Here is a 24,091-nt window from a genome sequence, read left to right on the forward strand (position 1 = left end):
TCAGCGTTCCTCCCGTGGGGTGGTAACGGCGGCGGTGCGGAAGGGGCCCTTCCACTCCACGTCGCAGCCCAGGGCCTCCACCAGGGCGCGGAGGGGGACGTAGCAGGGCGCGCCGGGGCCGTGGGACTTGGTCGGAACGTCCAGGGCGAGGACTTCGGCCTTTCCATCCCTGGTTACGAGATAGGCGCTCTCGCCGTCGGTAAAGGTGACTGAGCAGTCCCCCTTGGTGCAGATGAGGACGCGGTTCTCCTCGTCCCGCTCCACAGAGAAGCCCAGGGATTCCGCCAGGGCCGGAGTGGAGACCATAATTCGCCCTTGCTCTGCATAGGGGTATGCGGGGCTAAAATCGAGCCAGGCGAGGATGGGCACGCCGTTGACGGTGACGGTGACATCCATGGGCTGACTGACGCTCAGCGTCAGCCAGTCGGCGAACATGGCAAGGCGGAATTCCTCCCCGGTGGTGAGACCCCGGGCCTCCATGTAGTCCTCCTTGCCGCCGCCCTGAAATCGGGTCAGCTCTCCTGCACGGGCGGAAAACCACGCGTCCGGGTCGAAGGCGGCGTAGTCCTCCGGGTACCGCCGGGCCATCTCCCGCGCGGCGCGGTCTTTCTCCCAGGCGAGATACATCGCTCGCATCCAGCCGTACCGCGTGTAGTCCTCAAAACCCTGCTCCCCGCTCCAGGCCATTTTATCGGGGACCTCGGCGTTCTGGGAGTTGGAGAGGTAATAGGCGTCCGGGTCAAAGGCGGCCCACTCGCCGGGGCGCTCAAATTGAAACCGGGCGCACCACTTGGCCATGGCGGCGTACTGCTCCTCCGTCATGGCGGTGTAGGCGAGGCAGCGCTCCAGGGAGATCTCCTCCCCCGCGACGGCGGAGGGGGAGAGGCAGAGCCGCCACATGGGCGGGTCGGTATCCGTCAGGGCGTTCAGCTCGTCGCGGTAGAGCCCGGTGAGCCAGGCGTCCGTCATCTCGGCGCGGAAGTGGTCCTCGGTATAGTCCGGAAGTTGATCGAAAAACCAATTGGCGATGTTCATTCCGGCGCCGCTGGCGATATTGGCCTCAAAATAAGCGTGGGGGTCGAAGGACGCGACCTCGTCCGGATGGGCGTCCAGGTAGGCGACCAGGAAGCGGACCAGGGACTGGGTCTCCGGGTCATCCTGGGCGCGGTAAAAGTCCAGGTACTGGTCAAAGGAGGCGTACTTGACCGACGGCTCCCCCCAGGCCAGGGCGGGCAGGGACAGGGAAAACGCCAGCACCAGCGCCAGGGCGGCGGAGAGAAATCGTCTCATAGGGACCTCCTTATTTTGAATGGCGGTGTGTGGGCCTACGGGGCGGCGCAGGCGGCGGCGGAAGAACAGCCGGGAATCCCGTAAGCTTTATCGGGCGGGCGCAGCTTCCTGCGCCTTGACGAGGCTCCTCGCCCATCGCCCCGTCAAGAAATATCGGCCAGCTCCAGATACTTATACCCGTTTTCCGCAATGTGGTCCTTGCGGCCCTGGAGGTTGTCGCCCAGGAGAAGGTCGAACACCCGGGCGGTGCGCTCCACATCCTCGGGCATGACCTTGATAAGCCGCCGGGTCTCGGGGTTCATGGTGGTCAGCCACATCATGTCCGGCTCGTTCTCGCCCAGCCCCTTGGAGCGCTGGACGGAGATCTTCTTGTCGGCGCCGAGCTCGGCCACGATATCGTTCTTCTCCTTGTCGGTGTAGGCGAACCAGGTCTTTTCCTTGTAGTTAATCTCGTAGAGGGGCGTCTCTGCGATATAGACGTACCCCCGCTGGATCAGGGTGGGCACCAGGCGGTAGAGCATGGTGAGGATCAGGGTGCGGATCTGGTAGCCGTCGTAATCGGCATCAGTGCAGATAACCACCTTGTTCCATCTCAGGCTCATCAGGTCGAACTCCGCCATATCCTTGGCATGCTTGTCGTGAACCTCCACGCCGCAGCCCAGGACCTTGAGAAGATCGGTGATGATCTCGCTCTTGAAAATCTTTCCGTAGTCTGCCTTGAGGCAGTTGAGAATCTTGCCGCGGACGGGCATGATGCCCTGAAACTCCGCGTCCCGGCTGAGCTTGACGGCGCCCATGGCGGAGTCGCCCTCCACGATGTAGAGCTCCCGGCGCTCGGTGTCCCTGGTGCGGCAGTCCACAAACTTCTGCACCCGGTTGGAGATATCCATGCTGCCGGTGAGTTTCTTTTTGATATTGAGCCGGGCCTTCTCGGCGGACTCGCGGGACCGCTTGTTGATGAGCACCTGCTCGGCGATCTTTCCCGCGTCGAAGGGGTTTTCGATGAAGTAGACCTCCATCTGGGCCTTGAGGAACTCGGTCATGGCCTCCTGGACGAACTTGTTGTTGATGGCCTTTTTGGTCTGGTTCTCATAGGAGGTCTGGGTGGAGAAGTTGTTGCTCACCAGCACCAGGCAGTCCTGCACGTCGACCCAGGTGAGCTTGCTCTCGTTCTTCTGGTATTTCCCCTGGGCCTTGAGGTAGCCGTCGATGGCGGAGACGAAGGCGGAGCGCATGGCCTTCTCCGGGCTGCCGCCGTGCTCCAGCCAGGAGGAGTTGTGGTAGTGCTCGATGACCTGTACCGTGTTGGAGAAGCAGAAGGAGACGCTGAGCTTCACCTTATACTCCGGCTTGTCCGCGCGGTCCCGGCCCCGGCGCTCGGTCTGCCAGAAGACGCTTTGGGTGAGGGAGGTCTCGCCGGCGAGCTCCTTCACATAGTCCACGATGCCGTTTTCATACTTGAAGTCGGTGGTTTCAAATTTGCCGCCCACCTGGTTGCGGAAGCGGAAGGTGACCCCGGCGTTGACCACGGCCTGGCGCTTCATCACGTCCAGGTAGAAGTCCACGGGGATGTCGATATCGGTGAACACGTCCAGGTCGGGCTTCCAGCGGAAGGTGGAGCCGGTCTTTCTGCCACGGTCGGTGGGCTCCTTCTGGAGGCCGCCCACGTTCTCGCCCCGCTCGAAGTGGAGGGTGTACTTATAGCCGTCCCGGCGGATCACCGCGTCGAAATACGCGCTGGCGTACTGGGTGGCGCAGGAACCCAGGCCGTTGAGCCCCAGGGAGTACTCGTAGTTGTCGCCGTCGTTGTTGTTATACTTGCCGCCGGCGTAGAGCTCGCAGAAGACCAGCTCCCAGTTGAACTTCTGCTCCGCCTCGTTCCAGTCCACGGGGCAGCCCCGGCCGAAGTCCTCCACCTCGATGGACTTGTCCTCGTAGCGGGTGACGGTGATGAGGTCGCCGTGGCCCTCACGGGCCTCGTCAATGGCGTTGGAGAGAATTTCAAACACCGCGTGCTGGCAGCCCTCCAGCCCGTCGGAGCCGAAAATAACCGCCGGGCGCTTGCGGACCCGGTCCGCGCCCTTCAGGGCGGAGATGGATTCGTTGCCGTAGGATTTTGTCGATTTGGCCATGGGCGTCTCCTCGCTGTACTTCATAAAAATATAAATGCGCAGGACATTATCTTTCAGTTTACTATTGTATCCCAAATTTGGCGCTTGTGTCAAGAAAACGGCTGGGAAAGAGCGGCCGCCCTCCTGGCGGCGAAAAGCCTTATAGAAATAAAAAAACGGGGCCGCCTCATCTCTGAGTGCAGCCCCGCTCCAGCCGAACGGTGCGCCGGTTTGAAATCAATCCTCGCGCGGTCGGTCTGGTTTGGACAAGACGGTGGAATGCTTTGGGGGGTTTGTTCTCTCTAAAAAAACAGTTCCCAATGCGGCCCCTTGTCTTTTCGCCTTTCGCCGAAGGGCAAGTATGACCGGCTTGCCCTTCGGGCGAGCCATGCCTTTGCCGGGCACCGGCTTAAAAAGAAAGGAGGGATGCTATGTCTTGTCCGAGCATAGTATGTGATACGAGGGCGAAAATACGCCAGGAAAAACGAGGTATAGCGCTTGTCATATTTGTCCAAAATGAAAATACACTATTTTTGAAAGGGGGCGGTCCCATGGCCGAAGCCGCCAGGACCTTTGCTTTCCGCAAGAAGCGCGCCACACCCGAGGAGGAGGAGCGCACCGCGCTCATGGAGGGCCTCTCCCGCACCCGTACGCTGATTGCCCAGGCGTACTCCTGCTTCAACAGCGCCCACGACCCGGACCTCATCGAGTCCTATGTCTTCGAGATCAACGCCCTCCAGTCCCGGTACTCTTATCTGCTCCGGCGGGTCAAGGAGATTGACGGAACACCTTTACGCAGATAATCCCACGCCAAGGCCCTGGCAAATTTTTTGCGGAGGTGCGGGGTCCTTGGAGAGCGTCATTCAAATTTTACCCTGGATTGTGGGCGGACTGATTCTGGTCATCGCCCTGGCCGCGCTGCGCAGGCCGCTGGAGTGGCTGGGGCGGCTGGCGGCCCGGACCGCGGTGGGCCTGGCGGTGCTCTTTCTGCTGAGCAAGGTGGGGGGCTACGTGGGCGTCCACCTGGGAGTCAACCTTGTGAACGCCCTGGTCATGGGCGTGCTGGGCGCGCCCGGCTTCGGGCTGCTGCTCATGCTCCACTGGGTTTTGCGCTGAAAGCGTGCAGAACATCTTACAATTTGCTGAAATTTCAGTTTGTTCACAGATTCGTAAAAAACCTGCGATACACTGTTTGGGACTCAAACGTAAAGCAGGTGTATGGAACGGATGAAGCGAAAATTACTCACTCTGGTCTGCGCATGCGGACTGACCCTGAGCCTGGCCGCCGGCGCCTCCGCCGTGGAATTTACCGACGTGAGGAGCGGAGCCTGGTACGAGAAGCAGGTGCAGGCCGTGGCGGAAAAGGGAATCATGACGGGCACCACCGCCACGACATTCGCCCCCGACGCCTACGTGATCCGGGCCACCGTTCTCACCGTCCTGTGGCGGATGGAGGGCAGTCCCGAGCCTTCCGGCATTGAGGGCTTCCCCGACGTGAAGGAGGGCTCCTGGTGCGACAAGGCCGCCCGCTGGGCGAAGGAGGTCCGCATCGCCGACGGCTACGACGACGGACGCCTTGGCGCCGGCGATCAGGTGACCCGGGAACAGCTCGCCCTCTTCCTCAGCCGCTATACCTACTATAAAGGGGGCGCGCTGGCCGAGGGGGTACTCAGCCTCTACCCCGACGGGGACAAGGTTTCCAAGTGGGCGGTGGACGGCATGAAGCACGCAGTGGGCGCCGGGCTTATCACCGGCACCAGTCAGAATACCCTCAGCCCTCTGGGCTACGCCACGCGGGCCGAGCTGGCCGTCATTCTGGACCGGCTCATGACCCCCGCGCAGGGCTGACGGGAACCGGGCGGCTGAACGGGCGGGCATTATGCCCGCCCGTTTTTTCATGGGGATGGAGCGCCGGAGGTCCGGTCTGTGGCTGAGACGGGTTCAATTATTTCAGTTGTGTAAACAATCCATGAATGTTTTTCGCCATTGATTGACAGACGCTCCGGGGTGGGATATGCTTGCTTCGTACACGAAACGAAGCAATGGACGGCCCCCCGCCGCCCTTTGAAAGGAGCGGATACCTATGAAACAATCCAGCGATATTCTGATGTGCTATCTGCGGGTGACGCAGCATATGTCCCAGCAGTTCCGCAGCCACTTCGGGCGGCTGAACCTCACCTTCCCCCAGGCCCTGGTCCTTACCGTCCTGGGCGAGGACGGCCCCCTGCCCATCTCCGCCCTGGCCGAGCGGACGGGCAGCGCCAACTCCACGGTGTCGGGCATTGTGGACCGGCTGGAGAAGCTGGACCTGGCCCGCCGGGAGCGGAGCGAGGCGGACCGCCGGGTCATCTACGTGACCGCCACCGACAAGTATAAGGAGCTGCGCCGAAAGGCGGAGACCAACGTCTCCGGCTATTTCTCCAGCCTGATGGACTCCATGGAGCCGGGGGACCGGGAGCTGGTCTTCTCCGCGCTGGAGAAGCTGGATGAGGCCCTGGTGAAGCGGGGCCAGGAGGGCGGGGAATAACCGCGCCCCGAAGGGTGTAACCTTTTGTTGTAAATTTGTTGTGATTTTTTTCCTGGGCTGTGTTATGATAACCCAATAATGGGGTAGTATGATTAATAGCCCGCCGGGGGCGGGCGGTCAATGCTCATAATGGGGCGGCTCGGCGGCAGTGAGGAAAGGATGGGAACCATCACATGAGAAGAAACAACGGATACGGTTCCTATCGGGGCAAATCCAAGTTCCGTACATTCCTGAAAATTGTCATCGCCGTGCTCCTGATTGTCCTGGTGCTTCTGGTGGCCGCGTTCTTCTTCCTGCAGCAATATATGGTGGTCTCCGCCGACGGCATCCGGTTTGAAATTCCCTTCTTCCAGGAGCAGCAGCCCTCCCCCTCCCAGTCCACACCGGTGATTGTGGAGTCCAGGCCTCCCGTCATCGTCACACCCTCCCCCACGCCGGAGCCGGAACCGGAGTACACACGCATGATCTCCCTGCCGGGCGACGCGCTCCACGACGACAACGTGAAGGGCCTTTTCGACAGGTATCTGGCCGGCGATACAGCGGTGGAGGAAACCTATCCGGGGTTCGGCTCGGCCACCCAGCTCATCTTTAACATGAAAGGGTACGACGGAAATCTGGGCTATATCTCCGACGTCCCCCTGGCCAGGGAGATCAAAGCCTCGGGCGCGGACGCGGGGCGGCAGGACGGCATCGTCATGGCCAACGACATCAACGGCGGCGTGCTCTATAACGCGGCCTATCTCTCCTGCTTCCGTGACAACACCGCGCCCTACAACCGCAACAGCCTGGCCCTGCGGACCAATATCGGCAACTGGCGCGGTCCCGGCGATATCCGCTGGATGAGCCCCCAGGTGGAGGCGGCGAGGCAGTACGTCATCGACCTGTGCGCGGAGCTGATTGGAAAGCTGCAATTCACCGACCTGATTCTGGACAACGCGGCATTCCCGTCCGAGGGGAATCTGAATCTGCTTGTGGAGGGGGACCGTTACGATCCCGCCACGTTGACGGATACCATTACCGGTTTTTACAGCGACCTGCGCCAGACGCTGGACAATACGCCAAAACGGGATTATCCGCCTTTCCGCCTGGGCATTGTCACCGACAAGACCACGCTGGACGACGGGGTCAATCCCCTCACCGGCCAGACCCTGGACGCCCTGTGCCGATACGCCGAGCGCATCTACGTGGACCTGGAGGGGGCCGATATCGCGGGATACTATGACAAGCTGGAGGCAGCGGGGCTTGAGCACCCGGAGGAGAACCTGATCGTGATTCTGGACGCGCCCCCGGCCGGGGATGTGGCATACAGCTGGGCCGTCCTGCCGGAATAACGGAATATGCAGCAGGGGCGCGGAGCATTTCCGCGCCCTTGTTTTTGCTCCGTTGGCATGATAAGCTTTTGACAAAGGGGGCGGAGAATTTGAAGCAGTATAAGGTGAGCGGTCTGGCAAAGGAGATGGGGGTCTCTCCGGACCTTCTGAAGCTCTATGAGGAGTACGGTCTTATCGCACCCCGGCGGGACCCCGGGTCCCAGTACCGCTACTACAATATTTATGACGGCGGCCAGCTGGTGAGCTGCCTGACACTGCGGAATATGGGCTTCTCCGTCCGGCAGACGGCGGACGCGCTGCGCACCATGGACCATTCGGCGCTTGCCCGTGCGCTGGAGGGGCGGCGGGCGGCTCTGGAGGAGGAGCGGGCCCGTCTGGACCGGCTCATCCCGGCGGTGGAGGAGTACGCCGCCTTTCTGGCGGAATTCAGCGCGCCGGAGCGGGAACCCCTGGTCTGCGTCCGGCCGGGCTACTACTTTCTGGCCCAGTCCTCCAGCGAAGAGTTCCGCCAGACCGGGGAACAGAAGCTGCTGGCCCGCAGGCTCCTGGACGAGCTGCCCTGGAGCGAGCGGCTGCTGGTGCTCCGGGCCGGCGCGCTCCGGGGGGACGGCCCGTTCCACTTCCAGTGGGGCCTGGCCCTGCGGGAGGACCGGGCGGAGGGTTGGCCGGTGGAGGAGCTGCGCTATCTTCCGCCCAGGCGCTGCGTCCGCCTGATGGAGAATCATGACGCAGCCGTCAAGGTGAGCCGGGAGGGCTTCCAAAGCGTCATAACCTGGCTGGCGGCTGAGGGCCTTGCCGTGGAGGAGGACGTGGTCTGCCGGGTGCCCGTCACCACCATGGAGGGCGGTATGCGGACCGCCCACCGGGCCGTCTATCTGCCTGTGGCGGATGGGAAATGGGTTGAAAACCTGCATTAGGGCGAAAAAGGCCTCTGTTTTAGAAATTTGCTCTTGACTTGGGTGTAACACCCGGCTTTATACTCCTTTTCGTTAAGGACTTCACAAAGTCCGAAGAGAAATAAGGAGTTGGAATGATGAACCGAAAGAGATGGGCCAGCCTCCTGCTGGCCGGGGCAATGGCGCTCAGTCTTGCCGCGTGTACCAATGAGGGTGCGCCGAGCCCCTCCCCCAGTGTGCAACCCAGTGAGAGCACGGCGCCCGGCGCCTCTCCCGCGGGGGCGTATCGGGCCGGGACCTACACCGCCTCCGCAGCCGGTAAAAACGGCGATGTGACCGTCGAGGTGGTCTTTACCGAGGCCGCCATTGAGAGCGTCACCGTTACCGCTCACCAGGAGACCGAGGGCATTGCCGAGCCCGCCCTGGAGCGGGTGCCCAAGGCCGTTGTAGACGGCCAGACGCTGGCCGTGGATGCGGTGGCCGGCGCGACCGTTACCCGGGATGCCATTCTCGCCGCCGTGGAGTCGTGCGTGGCGAAGGCCGGCGGGGACGCCGCCGCCCTCAAGACGCCCGCCGCCGGCGGGGAGAAGGAGACTGTGAGCTATGAGGCCGACGCGGTCATCGTGGGCGCGGGCGCGGCGGGCATGAACGCCGCGCTGGAGGCGTCCCAGGCCGGACTGAAGGTATTGGTGCTGGAGAAGGGCGCGACCATCGGCGTGTCCAACGCCGCCCAGGCCGGCGGGCCCAGCGCCTGCGAGACCGTGGTCCAGGCGGAGGAGGACCAGACCGTCACCGTGGAGACCCTCTTCCGCTACATGTATGACTACAGCCACTCCCTCGCCAACGCGGGCCTCCTGCGCAATGTGCTCTCCGTCTCAGGCGAGACCATCAACTCCATGGTGGAGGCCGGCGTGGGCATGTACCTGCGGCCCGACAACTACGGTGCGGGTTTCCGCGCCCGCCACGGCTTTGAGGAGCGGGGAGACGACCGCTTCCAGCCGGTGAAGGAGAAGGTGGAGTCCCTGGGCGGACAGTTCCTGCTGGAGACCGCAGGCAAGAGCGTCATCATGGAGAACGGCGCCGCCGCGGGCGTCCTGGCAGAGCGGTCTGACGGCACCCCGGTGGAGGTGCGCGCCAAGGCGGTTTTGATCTGCACCGGCGGCTATCTGGGCAATGAGGCAATGATGGCCGAGCACTTTGGCGAGGTGAAAATCAACCCCCTGGGCAACACCCTGTCCGACGGTGCTGGCATCAACATGGTGGTGGAGGCCGGCGGCGTGCTGGACAGGAACTGGTCCATCATTGCCAACGAGTTTGCCGGCGCCAACCAGAAGGGCGGCGGCTGGAGCTTTTCCGCCAATCAGAACTTTAAATACGCGGTCTACGGCGGCCTGATGGTCAACCGGGAGGGCGAGCGCTTCTTCAACGAGGAGGTCATCGCCACCATGGCCCTGTCCGAGGGCGGCGAGGCCACCCTGCGGGAGGGGCTGTACTACTCCGTCATCGATCAGGCGTACTTTGACGCCTGCCGTGAGGAGGGCATCTACAGCTACCTGGGCAGCCCTGAGAACTGGTATGTGGGCAAGATGACCCTGGCCGCCGCCCTGCTGGACCAGAACGAGGCCCAGCTCCAGGAGGCCATTGACCAGGGATGGGCCTGCAAGGCGGATACCATCGAGGAGGCCGCCGCGTACTTCGGTCTTGAAAACCTGCCCCAGACCGTGGCGGAGTACAACGCCATGTGTGAGGCGGGGGAGGACACCCGGTTCTACAAGGATCCCACCTTCCTCACCAGCGTCAGCGAGGGCCCGTTCTATGTCTTTGAGTACGAGCCCAGCGCGTGGGGCACCTTGGGCGGCGTGAAAGTGGACAGCCGTCTGCGGGCACTCACAGCGGGGAACGAGGCTATTCCCGGCCTTTATGTGGCCGGCGTGGATGCGGGCAGCATGTACACCGCGCCCTATTACTCCAACGAGGGCGCCGCCCTGGGCCTGGCCATGGCCAGCGGCACCTGGGCGGCAAAAGAGATGGTCCAATACCTGGCCGGCTGATCTGCCGTTTATCAGTCCGGGCGCACCGCAGGCGGAACCCGCCTGCGGTGCGCCCGGTTTTTAATTGAATAAAGGCGCATACAACGAAAAATATGAATTATAATTTTCACCAATTGATATAAAATAGAAAGATAATCCGCAGGACGCCGCGGGCGGCGGAAATTTTGCCGCGGACTGAAAATCCGGGGCGCTGCGCCGGATATTTATGACAATTTGCTCTTGACGCGGAAAGCCTTGGGGCGATATACTTTTATTCGTTAATCACTTAACAAAGTTGCAAATTGCCAATGGAAAGGAGCTTGCGGCGTTCCCGGCCCGGAGGATAAGGCCGGGCGGTCCGCGCCCGAACGGTGAGGGGGCGGGAATTGAAATGGAAAAAGTATCGGAAATGGAAGCATTTTATACAAAAATCCATGATTGTAAGTTGCGATTGTAATGTAATTGTGGTATTGTTAACCTAATGTCTCCCGGTGCGCCGGGGCCGGACGGGCCGGTCAGTCTCACCGGGCCGAAGGACCGGGGGCTCCATGACGCTGAAAAATTTTTATTTTAACAAAATTTTTTTCAGATGTTTGTCTATTTTGCTACACCTATTCCAGTTGCCTTGAGGATGTTTTGGTGCTAAGCTATAATGGTAGATCATGGGCTAATGTAGTAAAGAATTCCTCATAGAGGCGCAAAGCAATCATTTTTTCTCGATAGAAGACAGATGCGGAAGGCGGTGAAGAAATGTCTCTCGAAGCGATCAAAAAAGTGACTGAGACCGAGCAGGACACCCAGACGCGCAAGGCGGAGGCTGCGGCAACGGCGAAAAAGCTGGTGACGGACGCGGACAAGGCCGGCCGTGAGCTGGTGGAATCGGCCCGGCGCGAGGCCGAGGAGCTGGTCAAGGGCTTTATGAAGGATGCCGAGCAGCGCGCTGCCGGGCACAATGAAGCGGTTCTGGCTCAGGCGGCAGCATCCTGCGACGCACTGCGCCGGTCGGCGGAAGCGCGCCTGGAGGAGGCCGCGGCACTTATCGTCAGAAGGGTTGTGAACATCTAATGGCCATCGTCAAGATGAAGCGGCTGCGGGTGATCGCCCTGGCGGAAGAGCGGGACGAACTGCTCGCGCGGCTGCTCCATGTGGGCTGCGTGGAGGTGACCGAGCCGGAGGGCGCCCTCTCCGACCCCGAGTGGATGGCCCTGCTCCACCGGGATACCTCCGCACTGGGCGATGTGAAGGCCAGCGCCAACGCCGTGAACGCGGCCCTGGAGGCCCTGCGCAAATACGCGCCGGAGACGAAGAAGAAGCTGCTGGATAAGCTCTTCGTCACGCGCAAGGCCATCAAGGAGTCCGAGTTTCTCAACGGCAAGGCACTGGAGACCGCCCTGAACAGCGCGGCGGAAATCAACCAGCGCACCCAGCGCATCTCACAGATTTACACCCAGGGCAACCGCATCTCCGCCCAGCGCGCGGCTCTGGTCCCCTGGGCCTCCCTGGACCTGCCTCTGGACACCAAGTCCACCGAGCACGCCCAGATCTCCTTCCACACCTGCCCCGCCGGGGTGGACCTCGCCGAGGTCCGGGCGGCGCTTTTACAGGCTGCGCCCTCCGCCGAGCTTTTCGAGGCCAGCGTGGACAAGGAGCTGCACTATCTGCTTCTGGTCTGCCACCGGGACGAGGCCGAGACCGTGGCCGAGACGGTGAAGCCCTGGTCCTTCTCCACGGTGAGCTTTAAGGAGTTCGGCGGCACCGCCGCGGAGAACATCACCCGCATTGACGCCGAGCTTGCCGAGAACGCCAAGGAGCGGGAGCATGTGGCCGCCGAAATTACCGCCATGGGCGGCGTTCGGCAGGATCTGCAGATCTGCGCCGACCGGCTGGTGGCGGAGCTGGCCAAGCAGGCCGCCCGGGAGAAGCTGCTCACCAACGGCACTATCGTCTTCCTGGAGGGGTGGATCACCGAGCCGGGCCTCCCCAAGGCTGAGGCGGAGATGATGAACTACGCCTGTGCCTGGGAGACTGCGGAGCCTCTGGAAGAGGAGGAGCCGCCGGTCCTGCTGGAGAATCCCCACTGGATGAACCCCATCAACATGGTGACCGAGATGTACTCCATGCCGGCCTACCGGGGGATCGATCCCAACCCGCTGATTTTCTTCACCTTCCTCTTCTTCTTTGGTTTTATGTTTGCGGACGTGGCCTACGGCATCATCATCTGGGCGCTGTGCTTTTATATCACCAGGAAGTACCATCCGAAGTACACCATGGGCTATATGTTCCGCCTGGGGCAGTACATGGGTATCGCCACCGCCATCTGCGGCGTGTTTACAGGCGGCTTCTTCGGAGACGTAATTCCCAAGTTTGCCGAGATGATGCTGGGCATCCCGCCCACGGAGCTGCCCCGCTGGCTCCAGATCTTTAACAACGGCATCGTCGTCAACCCCATTAACTCGCCCATGAACGCGCTGATTCTGGCCATCGTCATCGGCGTGGTGCATTTGCTGTTCGGTCAGTGCATCCATATCTACATGGGCTTCCGGGACGGAACGAGCGTGGACGCGCTGCTGGACGTGGTACCCTGGTGGGCCTTCTTCGCAAGCATCGGCCTGGTGGTGGCGGGGCTTCCCTGGTGGACCATCCTCATCGGCTGCCTCATCCTGGTGCTCACCCAGGGCCACACCAAGCGGGGCATCCTCGGGAAGCTCATGGGCGGCGTGGCGAGCCTCTACGACGTGACGAGCTGGCTCTCCGACATCCTGTCCTACTCGCGCCTCATGGCCCTGATGCTGGCAACCTCGGTCATCGCCAGCGTCATGAACACCCTGGGCACCCTGGGCGGACTGTCCGTCATGGGCATCATCATGTTCATCGTGGTCTTTATCATCGGGCATGTGTTTAACGTGGGCGTCAACGTCATCGGCACCTTCGTCCACGCGGCCCGTCTGCACTACCTGGAGTTCTTCGGCAAATTCTACGAGGAGGGCGGCGCGCCGTTCCAGCCTCTGTCCTATAAGACCAAATATGTAGATATCATCGAGGAGGAAAATTGAAATGCTTGAAAATCTGATTGGTACCGGTATCGCGTTCATCGGCGCCACCCTGGCGGTCGGCATGGCCTGTGCCGGGTCCGGCAAGGGCGTCGGCATCGCGGGTGAGGCCGCCGCGGGCGTGGTCTCCGAGGACCCCGGCAAATTCTCCAAGACCCTGATTCTCCAGCTGCTCCCCGGCACCCAGGGCCTCTACGGCCTGGTCATCTGGTTCTGGGCCATCTTCAACATGGGTCTCTTAAACGGCGTTCCCACCCTGGACATCGGCTCCGGCATCGCCGTGTTCGGCGCGTGCCTGCCCATGGCAATCGGCGGCTACGTGACCGCCGTCGCCCAGGGCCGCTGCGCCGCCGCCGGCATCGGCATCGTGGCCAAGCGGCCCGAGGAGTTCTCCAAGGGCATCCTGATGGCCCTGATGGTCGAGTTCTACGCCATCCTCTGCCTGCTGGCCTCCTTCCTGATGATCTTCTTCTTCTCCGCGACCTGAGGATACACATATGAACGGAATCGAAAAAATTACCGAGCGCATTGAGGGCGACGCCCAGCGCGAGATTGACGCCGTCCTGAACGCCGCCAGGGCCGAGGCGGAGGGCATCACCCAGCGCTACCAGGCCCAGGCCGGCCGTGAGCGCGCGGATCTCGTCGCCCGGGGCGAAAAGGCCGCCGCCGAGCGGGTGGAGCGCCTGGGCAGCGTCGCCCAGCTGGAGGCGCGCAAGCTGGCCCTCGCCGCCAAGCAGGAGATGCTGGACCGGGCCTTTGAGCTGGCCCTGCAGAAGCTGTGCACCCTGCCCGACGAGGAGTATATCGACCTGCTGGCCGCCCTGACGGTGAAGGCCGCCCAGTCCGGCAAGGAGCAGGTCATCTTCTCCCGGAAGGACCGCTCCCGGGTGGGCAAGGCCGTGGTGACCAGGGCCAACGAGATGCTGGCAAAGCAGGTGGCCCCCAAGCTGCCCGATGAGCTGGCCGACACCAAGGCGGGCGCGATTCTGGACAGAGTGGTCACCGGCGCCTCCGCCATCCTGGCTGGCACCGGGATGCTCACGCTGGCCGAGGAGACCCGGCCCATCAGGGGCGGCGTCATCCTCTCCGATGGCGACGTGGAGGTCAACTGCACCTTCGAGACCTTGGTCCGCCTCCAGCGGGAGGCCATGTCCGGGGAGGTCGCCAAGGCACTTTTTGACTAAATGAAAAGTGAAAAATGAGAAATGAAGAGGCGGAAAGCGGGAACACCCGCAGCCGCTTGTGCCGGTGAATGGTTTGCTGGCAGCGCAGAGCTGTATTTGGCAGGGACCAATTGGCTTTTTCACTTTTCACTTTTCCTTTTTCACTCCTTTCAAAGGGGGAACCGTTTTGCCACAAATAAATGATACCCAATATCTCTTCCTGTCCACCCGCATCAAGTCCATGGAGCGCAACCTCCTGACCCGTGACCGCCTGGACCGGATGCTGGAGGCCCGCACCGTGGAGGACGCGGTGAAGGTACTCGCCGAGTGCGGCTGGCCGGAGATGCCCCGCGTGGGTCTGGACGAGTTGGATGAAGCGCTGGCCGTTGAGCGGGAGCGGGTTTTCGCAGATCTCTCCTCCTCCGCGCCGGACAAGAACATCCTGGACGTCTTCAAGGTTAAATACGACTACCACAACGCCAAGACCCTCCTCAAGGCCGAGGCCACCGGGACCGATCCGGAGCGCCTGCTGGTGGAGGCGGGCAGGGTCAGCGTGGCCGAGCTGAGCGAGAAGGTCCGCGCCAGCGATATGAGGGGGATGCCCGGCATCCTTCAGAGCGCCGTACTGGAGGCCCGGGACGTGCTGGGTACCACAGGGGATCCGCAGCTGGCCGACTTCGTGCTGGACCGGGCCTACTTCGCCGACATGGCGGACCTGGCCCGCAAGTCGGGCAGCGCATTCCTGGAGGGCTATGTCCGCGCCAGCATCGACGCCGCCAATCTGCGCAGCGTGGTGCGCACCCTGCGCATGGGGAAAGGCGCCGACTTCCTCAAGAGCGTCCTCTTTGCCGGGGGCAATGTGGACGTGAACCGCATTATGAACGCCGTGTCCTCCGGCGGATCGGTGGAGGATATGTTCTCCACCTCCTCCCTGAAGGAGGCGGCGGAGGCCGGTGCGGCCGCATCCCGGGGCGGCTCCCTCACCCGGTTTGAGAAGCTCTGCGACGACGCGGTGAATACCTATCTGGCAGGGGCCAAGTATGTGGCCTTCGGCGAGGCCCCCCTCATCGGCTATCTGGCCGCCAAGGAGAACGAGCTGACCAATGTCCGGGTGCTGATCTCCGGGCGGCTGGCCGGTCTGGACGCGGACACCATCCGGGAAAGGCTGCGTGAATCATATGTCTAACTGGAAGATCGCGGTCCTGGGCGACCGGGAGAGCGTCCTGGGCTTCAAGGCCCTGGGCCTCTCGGTGTTCCCCGCCGAGACGGCGGAGGAGGCCAAGACCGTTCTGCACCGCCTGGCCAAGGAGGACTATGCCGTGGTCTACCTCACCGAGCAGTACGCCGCCCAGATGGAGGCCGAGGTGGCCCGGTATAAGGACGAGCTGACCCCCGCGGTCATCCTTATCCCCGGCAAGGCGGGCAGCCTGGGCATCGGCATGGCGAACGTGACCAAATCCGTGGAACGCGCCGTGGGCGCGGACATTCTCTAGCGATTATGGGGGATGAAATCCTCCGTGAATAACGGGCCTGGGGCCCGATACGCCCCCTTAAGGCACGGGCATTTTCTGCGCAGGATGTGGGAATTGCGCCCGCGCCTTCCGGGTGAACCAGTTCTCCCGGATAACCCCCTCCGCACTCCGAAGGGGTTGAAGCGGTAAGAACGCTTATGGAGCGAATTTACCTGAAAGAAGGTTGAAACTTTGAGCGGAAAGATCGTAAAGGTCTCCGGCCCGCTGGTGGTCGCCACCGGCCTGGCCGACGCCAACATGGCCGACGTGGTCCGCGTGGGCGAGCAGAAGCTCATCGGCGAGATCCTAACCATGAACGGCGACTCGGCGTCCATCCAGGTCTATGAGGAGACCTCCGGCCTGGGGCCCGGCGCAGAGGTGACCACCACCGGTTCCCCCCTCTCCGTGGAGCTGGGGCCGGGCCTGATTGAGAACATCTACGACGGAATTCAGCGCCCCCTGGAGGAGATCATGCGCATCGCCGGCGCCACCATCCAGCGCGGTATGCAGGTCCCCGCCCTCAACCACGAGAAGAAGTGGGAGTTCGTACCCACCGTCAAGGCGGGGGACACGGTGGAGACCGGCGACGTGATCGGCACCGTCCAGGAGACCCCCGTGGTGCTCCACAAGATCATGGTCCCCGTGGGCCTGAGCGGCACCATCGAAAAGATTGAGGCCGGCAGCTTCAACGTGCTGGAGACCGTGGCCGTCCTGAAGGACGGAAACGGCGACAGCCATGAGCTGACCATGACTCAGAAGTGGCCCGTCCGTGTAGGCCGGCCCTATAAGCACAAGTATCCCCCCACGGCCCCCCTCTGCTCCGGCCAGCGTGTCATCGATACCATGTTCCCCATCGCCAAGGGCGGCACCGCCGCCGTTCCCGGCCCCTTCGGATCGGGCAAGACGGTGGTCCAGCACCAGCTCGCAAAGTGGTCGGACGTGGATATCGTGGTCTACATCGGCTGCGGCGAGCGCGGCAACGAGATGACCGACGTGCTCCGGGAGTTCCCCGAGCTGAAGGACCCCCGCACCGGCGAGAGCCTGATGAAGCGGACCGTCCTCATCGCCAACACCTCCGACATGCCCGTGGCCGCCCGTGAGGCGTCCATCTACACCGGCATCACCATTGCCGAGTACTTCCGCGACATGGGCTACGATGTGGCCGTCATCGCCGACTCCACCTCCCGCTGGGCCGAGGCCCTGCGTGAGATGTCCGGCCGTCTGGAGGAGATGCCCGGCGAGGAGGGCTACCCCGCGTACCTCTCCTCCCGTCTGGCCCAGTTCTACGAGCGGGCCGGCAGCGTGGAGTGCCTCTGCTCCGGCGGCGACCGCCGGGGCTCCCTCACCGCCGTAGGGGCGGTCTCCCCTCCGGGCGGCGACCTCTCCGAGCCGGTCAGCCAGGCCACCATGCGCATTGTCAAGGTCTTCTGGGCGCTGGACGCATCCCTGGCCTACCGCCGCCACTTCCCCGCCATCAACTGGCTCAACTCCTACTCCCTCTATCTCGACTCCCTCAAGCCCTGGTTTGACGAGAACCTGGGTAAGAGCTTCCTGGTGGACCGGGACAAGGCCATGAGCATCCTACAGGAGGAATCCAGCCTGAACGAGATCGTCCAGCTGGTGGGCAAGGACTCCCTCAGCCCCACGGATCAGCTCACCCTGGAGACCGCCAAAATGATCCGCGAGGACTTCCTCCAGCAGAACGCCTTTGTGGATATCGACAGCTACTCCTCCTATAACCGACAGCTCCAGCTGATGGACCTCATTCTCAGCTACGACAAGCTCTGCCGCGCCGCCATCGAGCGGGGCGCCAGCGTACAGGAGCTCTTCGAGATTCCCAGCCGGGAGCGCATCGGCCGCGCCAAGAGCGTCCGCGCCGAGGAGTATCTGGAGGTCTACGCCGACATCGCCAAGAGCATGGAGGCTGAGATCGAGACTCTGGCCGAGAAAGGGGAGGCTGACGCATGATCCGTGAATACAAGACGATTCAGGAGGTCAACGGCCCCCTGATGATGGTCCGGAAGGTCAGCGGCGTCACCTACGACGAGCTGGGCGAAATCGAGCTGCCCGACGGCAGCGTCCGGCGCTGCAAGGTGCTGGAGGTCAACGGCGACAACGCCGTGGTGCAGCTCTTCGAGGCCTCCGCCGGCATCAACCTGAAGGACTCCAAAATCCGCTTCCTGGGCCACCCCCTGGAGCTGGCCGTCTCTGGCGACATGCTGGGGCGCGTCTTCAACGGCATGGGCCATCCCATCGACGGCGGCCCGGAGATCCTGGCCGAGGAGCACCGGGACATCAACGGCCTGGCCATGAACCCCGCCGCCCGCGACTACCCCAACGAGTTTATCCAGACGGGTATCTCCACCATCGACGGGCTGAACACCCTGGTCCGCGGACAAAAGCTGCCCATCTTCTCCGGCTCCGGCCTGCCCCATGCGGCCCTGGCCGCCCAGATCGCCCGTCAGGCCAAAGTGCTGGGGGACGACGCCTCCAACTTTGCCGTGGTTTTCGCCGCCATCGGCATTACCTTTGAGGAGTCGGACTTCTTTATCCAGGAGTTCCGCCGTACCGGCGCCATCGACAGGACCGTTCTCTTCACCAACCTGGCCAACGACCCCGCCGTCGAGCGTATCGCCACACCCCGTATGGCCCTCACCGCCGCGGAGTACCTGGCCTTTGAGAAGGGGATGCACGTCCTCGTCATCCTCACCGATATTACCAACTACGCCGAGGCCCTCCGCGAGGTCTCCGCGGCCAAGAAAGAGGTTCCTGGCCGCCGCGGCTACCCCGGCTACCTCTATACGGACCTGGCCACCATGTATGAGCGCGCCGGCCGCCGTCTGGGCTGCCCCGGCTCCATCACCATGATCCCCATCCTCACCATGCCCGAAGACGACAAGACCCACCCCATCCCCGACCTGACCGGGTATATCACCGAGGGCCAGATCATCCTCTCCCGCGAGCTCTACCGCAAGGGCGTCATCCCTCCCGTGGATGTGCTGCCGTCCCTGAGCCGGCTGAAGGATAAGGGCATCGGCGTTGGCAAGACCCGCGAGGATCACGCGGGCACCATGAACCAGCTCTTTGCCGCGTACTCCACCGGTAAGGAGATGAAGGAGCTCATGTCCATCTTGGGCGAGAGCGCCCTCAGCCCCACCGACCTGCTGTACGCCAAGTTTGCCGACGAGTTCGAGAAGCGGTATGTGTCCCAGGGCAACGACGACAACCGCTCCATCATCGAGACGTTGGATCTGGGCTGGGAGCTGCTGAGCATCCTGCCCACCGCCGAGCTCAAGCGTATCAAGCCGGAGTTTATTGAAAAGTATCTCCCCCAAAAATAGTGAGAAACCTGCGCCTGTGGGGGGCGGGCAAGATCCCGCCCCGCCGGCAAGGCCCCACGATTTTTTGAGAGGAGGTGTCGTATTTGCCGGCAATCAACGTAAACCCCACACGGATGGAGCTCACCCGGCTCAAGGGTAGGCTGAAAACCGCCCAGCGCGGCCACAAGCTGCTGAAGGATAAGCGGGACGAGCTGATGAAGCAGTTTCTGGACGTGGTGCGGGAAAACCGCGCCCTGCGGAAAAAGGTGGAGGAGGGGCTCATGCGCGCCCACGGCTCCTTCACCGTGGCATCCGCCCTGATGTCCTCGGAGATGCTGGAGCAGTCCCTCCTGTACCCCAAGCAGTCGGTGGAGCTGGATATGACGTTTAAGAACATCATGTCCGTCAACGTGCCCGAGTACCGGTTCAAGACCAGGAGCGACGACGGCGGGGAGATCTACCCCTACGGCTTCGCCGCCACCTCCGGCGAGCTGGACGACGCTGTGGACGCCCTGGCCGGGGTCTTTCAGGATATGCTCCGCCTGGCCCAGATTGAGAAGACCTCCCAGCTCCTGGCCGAGGAGATTGAGAAGACCCGCCGCCGTGTCAACGCCCTGGAATATGTGAAAATTCCTCAGATGGAGGAGTCCATCAAGTATATCTCCATGAAGCTGGATGAGAACGAGCGCGCCTCCACCATCCGCCTGATGAAAGTCAAGGACATGTTACTGAAACAGGCCATCGAGGAGCAGAGGGCCGCGGACGCCAGAGCGGTCGAGGCCTTCGGCGGTCACCTGGAGGACCCGGAGAGCATTTAGCGGCTTACGGGTAATTACGGGTTTATTCTGAGACGAATAAAAGAGGCGGTTTCCCATGGAATCCATGGGAAACCGCCTCAGCTTGTATAAAAAATCCTCCGCAGAGCAAGCCTCGCATAGTTCCGCCGTCGCGCAGACGATGGAATCAAATAAATTTCCGTCATGCAGCCTTCTGTCGAAAAATCCGGCCGGATTTTTCGACAACCTGTGGCCCGGCCCTCCATGGAGGGCCGGGCCTTTTCTTATCTCCCCATCATACCGGGATAGCCGTTGATGCCCGGGATTCCGGAGAGGGTTACGCCGCCGCCGGGACCGGGAGAGACGGGGCCCGGGGTATAGACAGTGCCGCCGGGGTAGGAGACGCCGCCGTAAACGCCGGAGTAGCGCTGGGGCCGCTGGCCGGGCAGATAGAAGGTGACGAATTTGACGGAGAAGATGTCGCAGATGACAAAGGTCTGGCTCTCCTCTTCAAAGAGGGTCAGGACGCTGCTGCCGACCGCGTAGAGAATGCCGGACTTCTGCTCCATCGTCTGGGTGCCGATGAGAAATTCCACCACCACGAACTGCCCCAGGTTTTCGCTGAGCGCCTGCTGGAGCGAGCCCTGCATGGCGGGCGTGTCAAAGTCCTGCGGAGGCGGGGTGTTGAGCCCGCCGTTCTGATTGGCGCTGTTGAGCGCGATGTCCCGTACCGCGTCGGGGAAAAATTGTGCCATAGGGGTAACCTCCAAATCTAAGTGTCCGCGTAGGCGTCTGTGGGGTTATAGAAGCAGTGGTCGCCGATGCGGATGACGAATTCTCCCACCCGGGAGGGGAAATTGGGGCGGCAGTTGAGGCTGTAGGGGTTGAAGAACCAGAGGGCAAAGCCCAGATTGGTCAGCCGGTTGCCCGCTATGGCCCACTCGGCGATGTCCCAGTGGATCTGCTCCAGAGACATATTGTAGAGGTTCTGGGCGTTGTACTGCCCGCCCACGGTCTCCATGGCGCAGACGAATTGCCGCTGCTGAAAGACCACCTCACGGACGGTATGGAGCCGTCCGTACTCGCCGTATGTAATATTGACCCGGTTCATCACCACCGAGGCCACCGCCTGCATCCCGTTCTCCCCCTCGCCCCCTGCCTCGCACTTGACAATGCGGGCCAAAAGCTCCAGGTCTGAATATGCCACGTTTGTTCCTCCTGTCTTCCGGAATACCGGTCAATCCGGCAGTGTGCTGTCCTCCAGAACCGCTTCGTCCTCAAGGCTGTTCTCCTGGACCGCAGTCTGTCCGCAGCACGCCACAAAGTCCAGATCGTCCAGCCGCAGCAGGGCGGCCACCAGCACGAAGAGGGAGGCCCACACGTTGACCCGGGCCGAGCGCTTGGCCACGCAGTCGTCCCCCGCCTCCGCCTCACGGGCTGAGCTGAGCGCCAGGCAGAGGAAAAACCCCAGCGCCCCGATGATCATGGCGGAGGCCTTGCGTCTGATTGGATAGACGTTTGGCAGCCGCGCCGCCTCCTCCGTCTCGTCTTGGATGGTGAGACAGAGCCCTCTGCGCTGAATGACCACCGACCAGTAGGACAAGAGGGTGGCGGCGATGATGATGAGCAGAAAGCCCAGAGAGGTGTCGGTGATGCCCAGCTGGCGGCAGAGGAGCTCCCGGTCCGGCCCACCGGTGGATTGCCCTGTCTCCTGCGCCATATCTCCGCCCCCGTTTCCCGGTAATCTGATTCATTCTATAGCTCTTCGGGAAAAAAGGTGCGTGGCCGAGTGGCGGAGGCCGAAAAAAAGCGAAGGCGCGTCACGCGCCTTCGCCTGAGGATGGTAAACGAACGCCCCGCGTTCAACTGCGGTCAATCGCAATTTTCAGATCGCTTACCGCCGCTGCCGCGCGCTCCGCCTCCAGACCGGCAAAGCCCAGCACCAGCGTGCCGGGGCGTGGGGAGGTGCCGCGGCAATACTCACCCAGGCCATGGGCCCGGTAGCCCGCCTCCCCGGCGGCGCGGACCATTTCCCCGTCCTCCCGGCCGGGGAGAGTGAAGAGAAGGTGCAGCCCCGCGTCGTTGCCGGAGATTTTGCCGTCCGGAAAGGCCGACTCCAGGGCGGAAGTGAGGGCTGCGCAGCGCCCCCGGTAGAGGTTGCCCACCCGGCGCAGGTGGCGGGCGTACTGCCCGGAGGAGAGAAATCGGGCCAGCACCCGCTGCTCATACCGGGAGACGGTGGAAGCCCCGTGTGCGAAACGGGCGCGGTAGTCGGCGAGCAGCTCATCGGGCAGGATCAGGTAGGCCACGCGGATGGAGGGGGCGATGCTGCGGCTGAAGGTGCCGATGTAGATGACCCGGTTGCCGCCGTCCAGTCCCTGCATGGCGGGTATGGGCCGGGAGGCGTAGCGAAATTCGCTGTCGTAGTCGTCCTCGATGATATACCGTCCCGGCCGCTCGTAGGCCCAGCGGAGCAGCTCGGTCCGGCGGCCCGCCGGCATGGTGACGCCCAGAGGGAATTGGTGGGACGGCGTGACGTAGACCAGCTCCGCGCCGGAGGCGGCCAGGGCGTGGGGGTCCAGCCCCTCGCCGTTCACAGGAATGGGGACGAAGGGGCGGCGGAAATTCTCCATTGAGCGGTAGAGGGAGTGGTAGCCCGGGTCCTCCAGACCCAGGATTTGTGCGGGGTCCAGGAGCTGGAGCAGCAGGTCCAGCAGGTACTCCATGCCCGCGCCCACCACCACCTGGTCCGGGCGGCATGAGACACCCCGGTATTGGTGCAGGAAAGCACACAGGGCCTCCCGCAGGGGCAGATCTCCCTGCGGATGCCCCCGCTGGAGGAGCTCAGGCTCCTGGACGGCATCCCGGTTCAGGCGCGCCCAGGAGGCATAGGGAAAGACCGAGGTGTCCACCGCGCCGGTGGAAAAGCAGTTGTCCAGCACAGGGGCGGCGGGCTCTGGCACCTCCTGCGGCGCGGGGGGCGGTGCGGGAAGCTCCCCCAGAGGGAGGACGGGACAGACCCGGTAGCCGCTCCGGGGGACCGAGCGGAGATATCCCTCGGCGGTGAGAAGGCCGTAGGCCCCCTCCACCGTGGACAGGCTCACCCCGAGATGGGCGGCCAGAGCCCGCTTGGAGGGCAGCTTGTCCTCCTCCCGCAGCCGGCCCAGCCGGATCTCGTCAATCACGTAGCGGTAGAGCTGCTCGTAGAGGGGCGTCCTGCCGTCCCACTCGGGGGTAAATGCAAATTCCTTCATGCCGCAGCCTCCAATCTGGACCCACAAAAAACTTAAAAACTGAATCTTTTAATCGGGTCAGTTTGGACTATAATACAGGAAGAACAGGAAAACGTCAACTGTGGGAGGAATGCAATATGGTTCTCGACAATGGAAGCAGCAGGAATAAAAAGCTGATGATGGTTGTGATGACCGGCCTGATGGCGGCCCTGGTGTGCGTGGGCTCCGCCCTGCGGATTACCCTGCCTGTGAACGTGGGCACCACCTCGTTCCACCTGGGCAACATTATGTGCGCCCTGTCCGGCATCCTGCTGGGGCCGGTGGGCGGCGGGCTGGCCTCGGGTCTGGGCTCGGCCATTTATGATATGACCAATCCGCTCTATATCTCCGAGGCCTGGATCACCTTTCTGACCAAGGGGGCCTACGGCCTTGTGGCGGGGCTCATCGCCTGGTCCGGGCACAGGGAGGGGAAGCGCTACCCCTTCAACCTGGCCGCCACCGTGGCGGGCGCGGTGACCTATGCCGCCCTCTACCTCTTCAAGGGCTTTGCCTGGGACGGCCTTCTGCTGGGCGGCCTCCAGAGCGGCCCGGCCGCCGCGGCCCTGGTCACCAAGCTCCCGGCCACCACGTTCAACGCGGTCGTCGCAATTGTCTGCGCGCCCCTGCTGGCCGCAGCCATTCAGAAAGCCCGCCACGCCGCTGGCCGCAGCCTGGCGTAGAGGGAATGGGGGAATGCCCCTGCGCACAGCAAGGCCGCTGAACCGGCGGCGATGGCAGGCTCCGCCCCGGAGCTGCCGGATACCCGTCTGTCAACCGAGCAAAAGGATAGCCGCGCCAGTATACTGGCGCGGCT

At 62.8% G+C, this 24,091-nt stretch carries 23 protein-coding genes; 17 read left to right on the top strand and 6 right to left on the bottom strand.

The window, feature by feature from the left end; genetic code table 11:
* Together H8S62_RS13880 and H8S62_RS13885 are read right to left on the bottom strand one after the other, a co-directional pair.
* Complete coding sequence (locus tag H8S62_RS13880; RefSeq protein WP_186919884.1) at positions 1-1,290, bottom strand: copper amine oxidase N-terminal domain-containing protein; 1,290 nt, start codon at positions 1,288-1,290, stop codon at positions 1-3.
* Positions 1,291-1,433: 143 nt separating this feature from the next.
* Positions 1,434-3,422, bottom strand: coding sequence for a DNA gyrase/topoisomerase IV subunit B (locus tag H8S62_RS13885; protein WP_155148432.1), 1,989 nt, complete (start codon positions 3,420-3,422; stop codon positions 1,434-1,436).
* A 530-nt stretch (positions 3,423-3,952) separates the two neighbouring features.
* On the opposite strand from H8S62_RS13885, the gene H8S62_RS13890 reads away from it, so the two are divergent.
* The 16 genes from H8S62_RS13890 (at position 3,953) to H8S62_RS13965 (ending at position 20,047) form a co-directional block, all read left to right on the top strand.
* Positions 3,953-4,204 (top strand): DUF2508 family protein, encoded by a 252-nt coding sequence (locus H8S62_RS13890; protein WP_155148430.1) that lies wholly within the window; start codon positions 3,953-3,955, stop codon positions 4,202-4,204.
* Positions 4,205-4,250: 46 nt separating this feature from the next.
* A complete protein-coding gene (locus H8S62_RS13895; RefSeq protein ID WP_243141816.1) occupies positions 4,251-4,517 on the top strand; it encodes a pro-sigmaK processing inhibitor BofA family protein in 267 nt (88 codons plus the stop codon).
* Positions 4,518-4,628: 111 nt separating this feature from the next.
* A complete protein-coding gene (locus tag H8S62_RS13900; RefSeq protein WP_186919888.1) occupies positions 4,629-5,249 on the top strand; it encodes an S-layer homology domain-containing protein in 621 nt (206 codons plus the stop codon).
* A gap of 235 nt (positions 5,250-5,484) precedes the next feature.
* Positions 5,485-5,928 carry a MarR family winged helix-turn-helix transcriptional regulator gene (locus H8S62_RS13905; RefSeq protein ID WP_155148424.1) on the top strand — a complete coding sequence of 148 codons (444 nt, stop codon included), beginning with the start codon at positions 5,485-5,487 and terminating at the stop codon, positions 5,926-5,928.
* Positions 5,929-6,101: 173 nt separating this feature from the next.
* On the top strand, positions 6,102-7,259 hold the full coding sequence (locus H8S62_RS13910; RefSeq protein WP_155148422.1) for a putative glycoside hydrolase: 1,158 nt from the start codon (positions 6,102-6,104) through the stop codon (positions 7,257-7,259).
* A gap of 89 nt (positions 7,260-7,348) precedes the next feature.
* Positions 7,349-8,176, top strand: a complete 828-nt coding sequence (locus H8S62_RS13915; protein ID WP_155148420.1) for a MerR family transcriptional regulator — start codon at positions 7,349-7,351, stop codon at positions 8,174-8,176.
* A gap of 116 nt (positions 8,177-8,292) precedes the next feature.
* Entirely contained in the window at positions 8,293-10,206 is a 1,914-nt protein-coding gene (locus tag H8S62_RS13920) for an FAD-binding protein (RefSeq protein ID WP_207723547.1), read from the top strand.
* A gap of 729 nt (positions 10,207-10,935) precedes the next feature.
* Entirely contained in the window at positions 10,936-11,250 is a 315-nt protein-coding gene (locus H8S62_RS13925) for a hypothetical protein (protein WP_186919890.1), read from the top strand.
* Positions 11,250-13,238, top strand: coding sequence for a V-type ATP synthase subunit I (locus H8S62_RS13930; protein WP_186919891.1), 1,989 nt, complete (start codon positions 11,250-11,252; stop codon positions 13,236-13,238). Before H8S62_RS13925 ends, H8S62_RS13930 begins: the two co-directional genes overlap by 1 nt.
* A gap of 1 nt (position 13,239) precedes the next feature.
* On the top strand, positions 13,240-13,722 hold the full coding sequence (locus tag H8S62_RS13935) for a V-type ATP synthase subunit K (protein WP_155148415.1): 483 nt from the start codon (positions 13,240-13,242) through the stop codon (positions 13,720-13,722).
* 10 nt (positions 13,723-13,732) lie between these two features.
* Entirely contained in the window at positions 13,733-14,419 is a 687-nt protein-coding gene (locus tag H8S62_RS13940) for a V-type ATP synthase subunit E (protein WP_186919893.1), read from the top strand.
* Positions 14,420-14,585: 166 nt separating this feature from the next.
* The gene (locus tag H8S62_RS13945) at positions 14,586-15,584 is read left to right on the top strand and encodes a V-type ATPase subunit (RefSeq protein WP_155148411.1); all 999 of its coding nucleotides are present in this window, start codon (positions 14,586-14,588) and stop codon (positions 15,582-15,584) included.
* Positions 15,577-15,891 (top strand): V-type ATP synthase subunit F, encoded by a 315-nt coding sequence (locus H8S62_RS13950; RefSeq protein WP_155148409.1) that lies wholly within the window; start codon positions 15,577-15,579, stop codon positions 15,889-15,891. The genes H8S62_RS13945 and H8S62_RS13950 overlap by 8 nt, the downstream gene beginning before the upstream one ends.
* A 210-nt stretch (positions 15,892-16,101) precedes the next feature.
* Positions 16,102-17,877 (top strand): V-type ATP synthase subunit A, encoded by a 1,776-nt coding sequence (locus tag H8S62_RS13955; RefSeq protein WP_155148407.1) that lies wholly within the window; start codon positions 16,102-16,104, stop codon positions 17,875-17,877.
* Positions 17,874-19,250, top strand: coding sequence for a V-type ATP synthase subunit B (locus H8S62_RS13960; protein ID WP_155148405.1), 1,377 nt, complete (start codon positions 17,874-17,876; stop codon positions 19,248-19,250). The genes H8S62_RS13955 and H8S62_RS13960 overlap by 4 nt, the downstream gene beginning before the upstream one ends.
* An 83-nt stretch (positions 19,251-19,333) precedes the next feature.
* The gene (locus H8S62_RS13965; protein WP_186919894.1) at positions 19,334-20,047 is read left to right on the top strand and encodes a V-type ATP synthase subunit D; all 714 of its coding nucleotides are present in this window, start codon (positions 19,334-19,336) and stop codon (positions 20,045-20,047) included.
* Between the two features lie 242 nt (positions 20,048-20,289).
* Here the strand turns inward: H8S62_RS13965 and H8S62_RS13970 are convergent, their stop codons facing one another.
* From H8S62_RS13970 to pdxR, 4 genes are all read right to left on the bottom strand, one after another.
* Complete coding sequence (locus H8S62_RS13970; protein WP_186919896.1) at positions 20,290-20,760, bottom strand: hypothetical protein; 471 nt, start codon at positions 20,758-20,760, stop codon at positions 20,290-20,292.
* A gap of 17 nt (positions 20,761-20,777) precedes the next feature.
* Positions 20,778-21,212, bottom strand: a complete 435-nt coding sequence (locus H8S62_RS13975; protein ID WP_173023847.1) for a cell wall hydrolase — start codon at positions 21,210-21,212, stop codon at positions 20,778-20,780.
* Between the two features lie 30 nt (positions 21,213-21,242).
* Positions 21,243-21,725, bottom strand: coding sequence for a hypothetical protein (locus H8S62_RS13980; protein ID WP_186919898.1), 483 nt, complete (start codon positions 21,723-21,725; stop codon positions 21,243-21,245).
* A gap of 142 nt (positions 21,726-21,867) precedes the next feature.
* Positions 21,868-23,259, bottom strand: coding sequence for a MocR-like pyridoxine biosynthesis transcription factor PdxR (pdxR, locus tag H8S62_RS13985; protein WP_186919900.1), 1,392 nt, complete (start codon positions 23,257-23,259; stop codon positions 21,868-21,870).
* Positions 23,260-23,375: 116 nt separating this feature from the next.
* Between pdxR and H8S62_RS13990 the strand changes: the two genes are divergently transcribed.
* On the top strand, positions 23,376-23,957 hold the full coding sequence (locus H8S62_RS13990) for an ECF transporter S component (RefSeq protein ID WP_243141815.1): 582 nt from the start codon (positions 23,376-23,378) through the stop codon (positions 23,955-23,957).
* The last annotated feature ends 134 nt before the right edge of the window (positions 23,958-24,091 follow it).

This window comes from Lawsonibacter faecis (genome assembly GCF_014287675.1).
In the GTDB taxonomy this organism is placed as follows: domain Bacteria; phylum Bacillota; class Clostridia; order Oscillospirales; family Oscillospiraceae; genus Pseudoflavonifractor; species Pseudoflavonifractor faecis.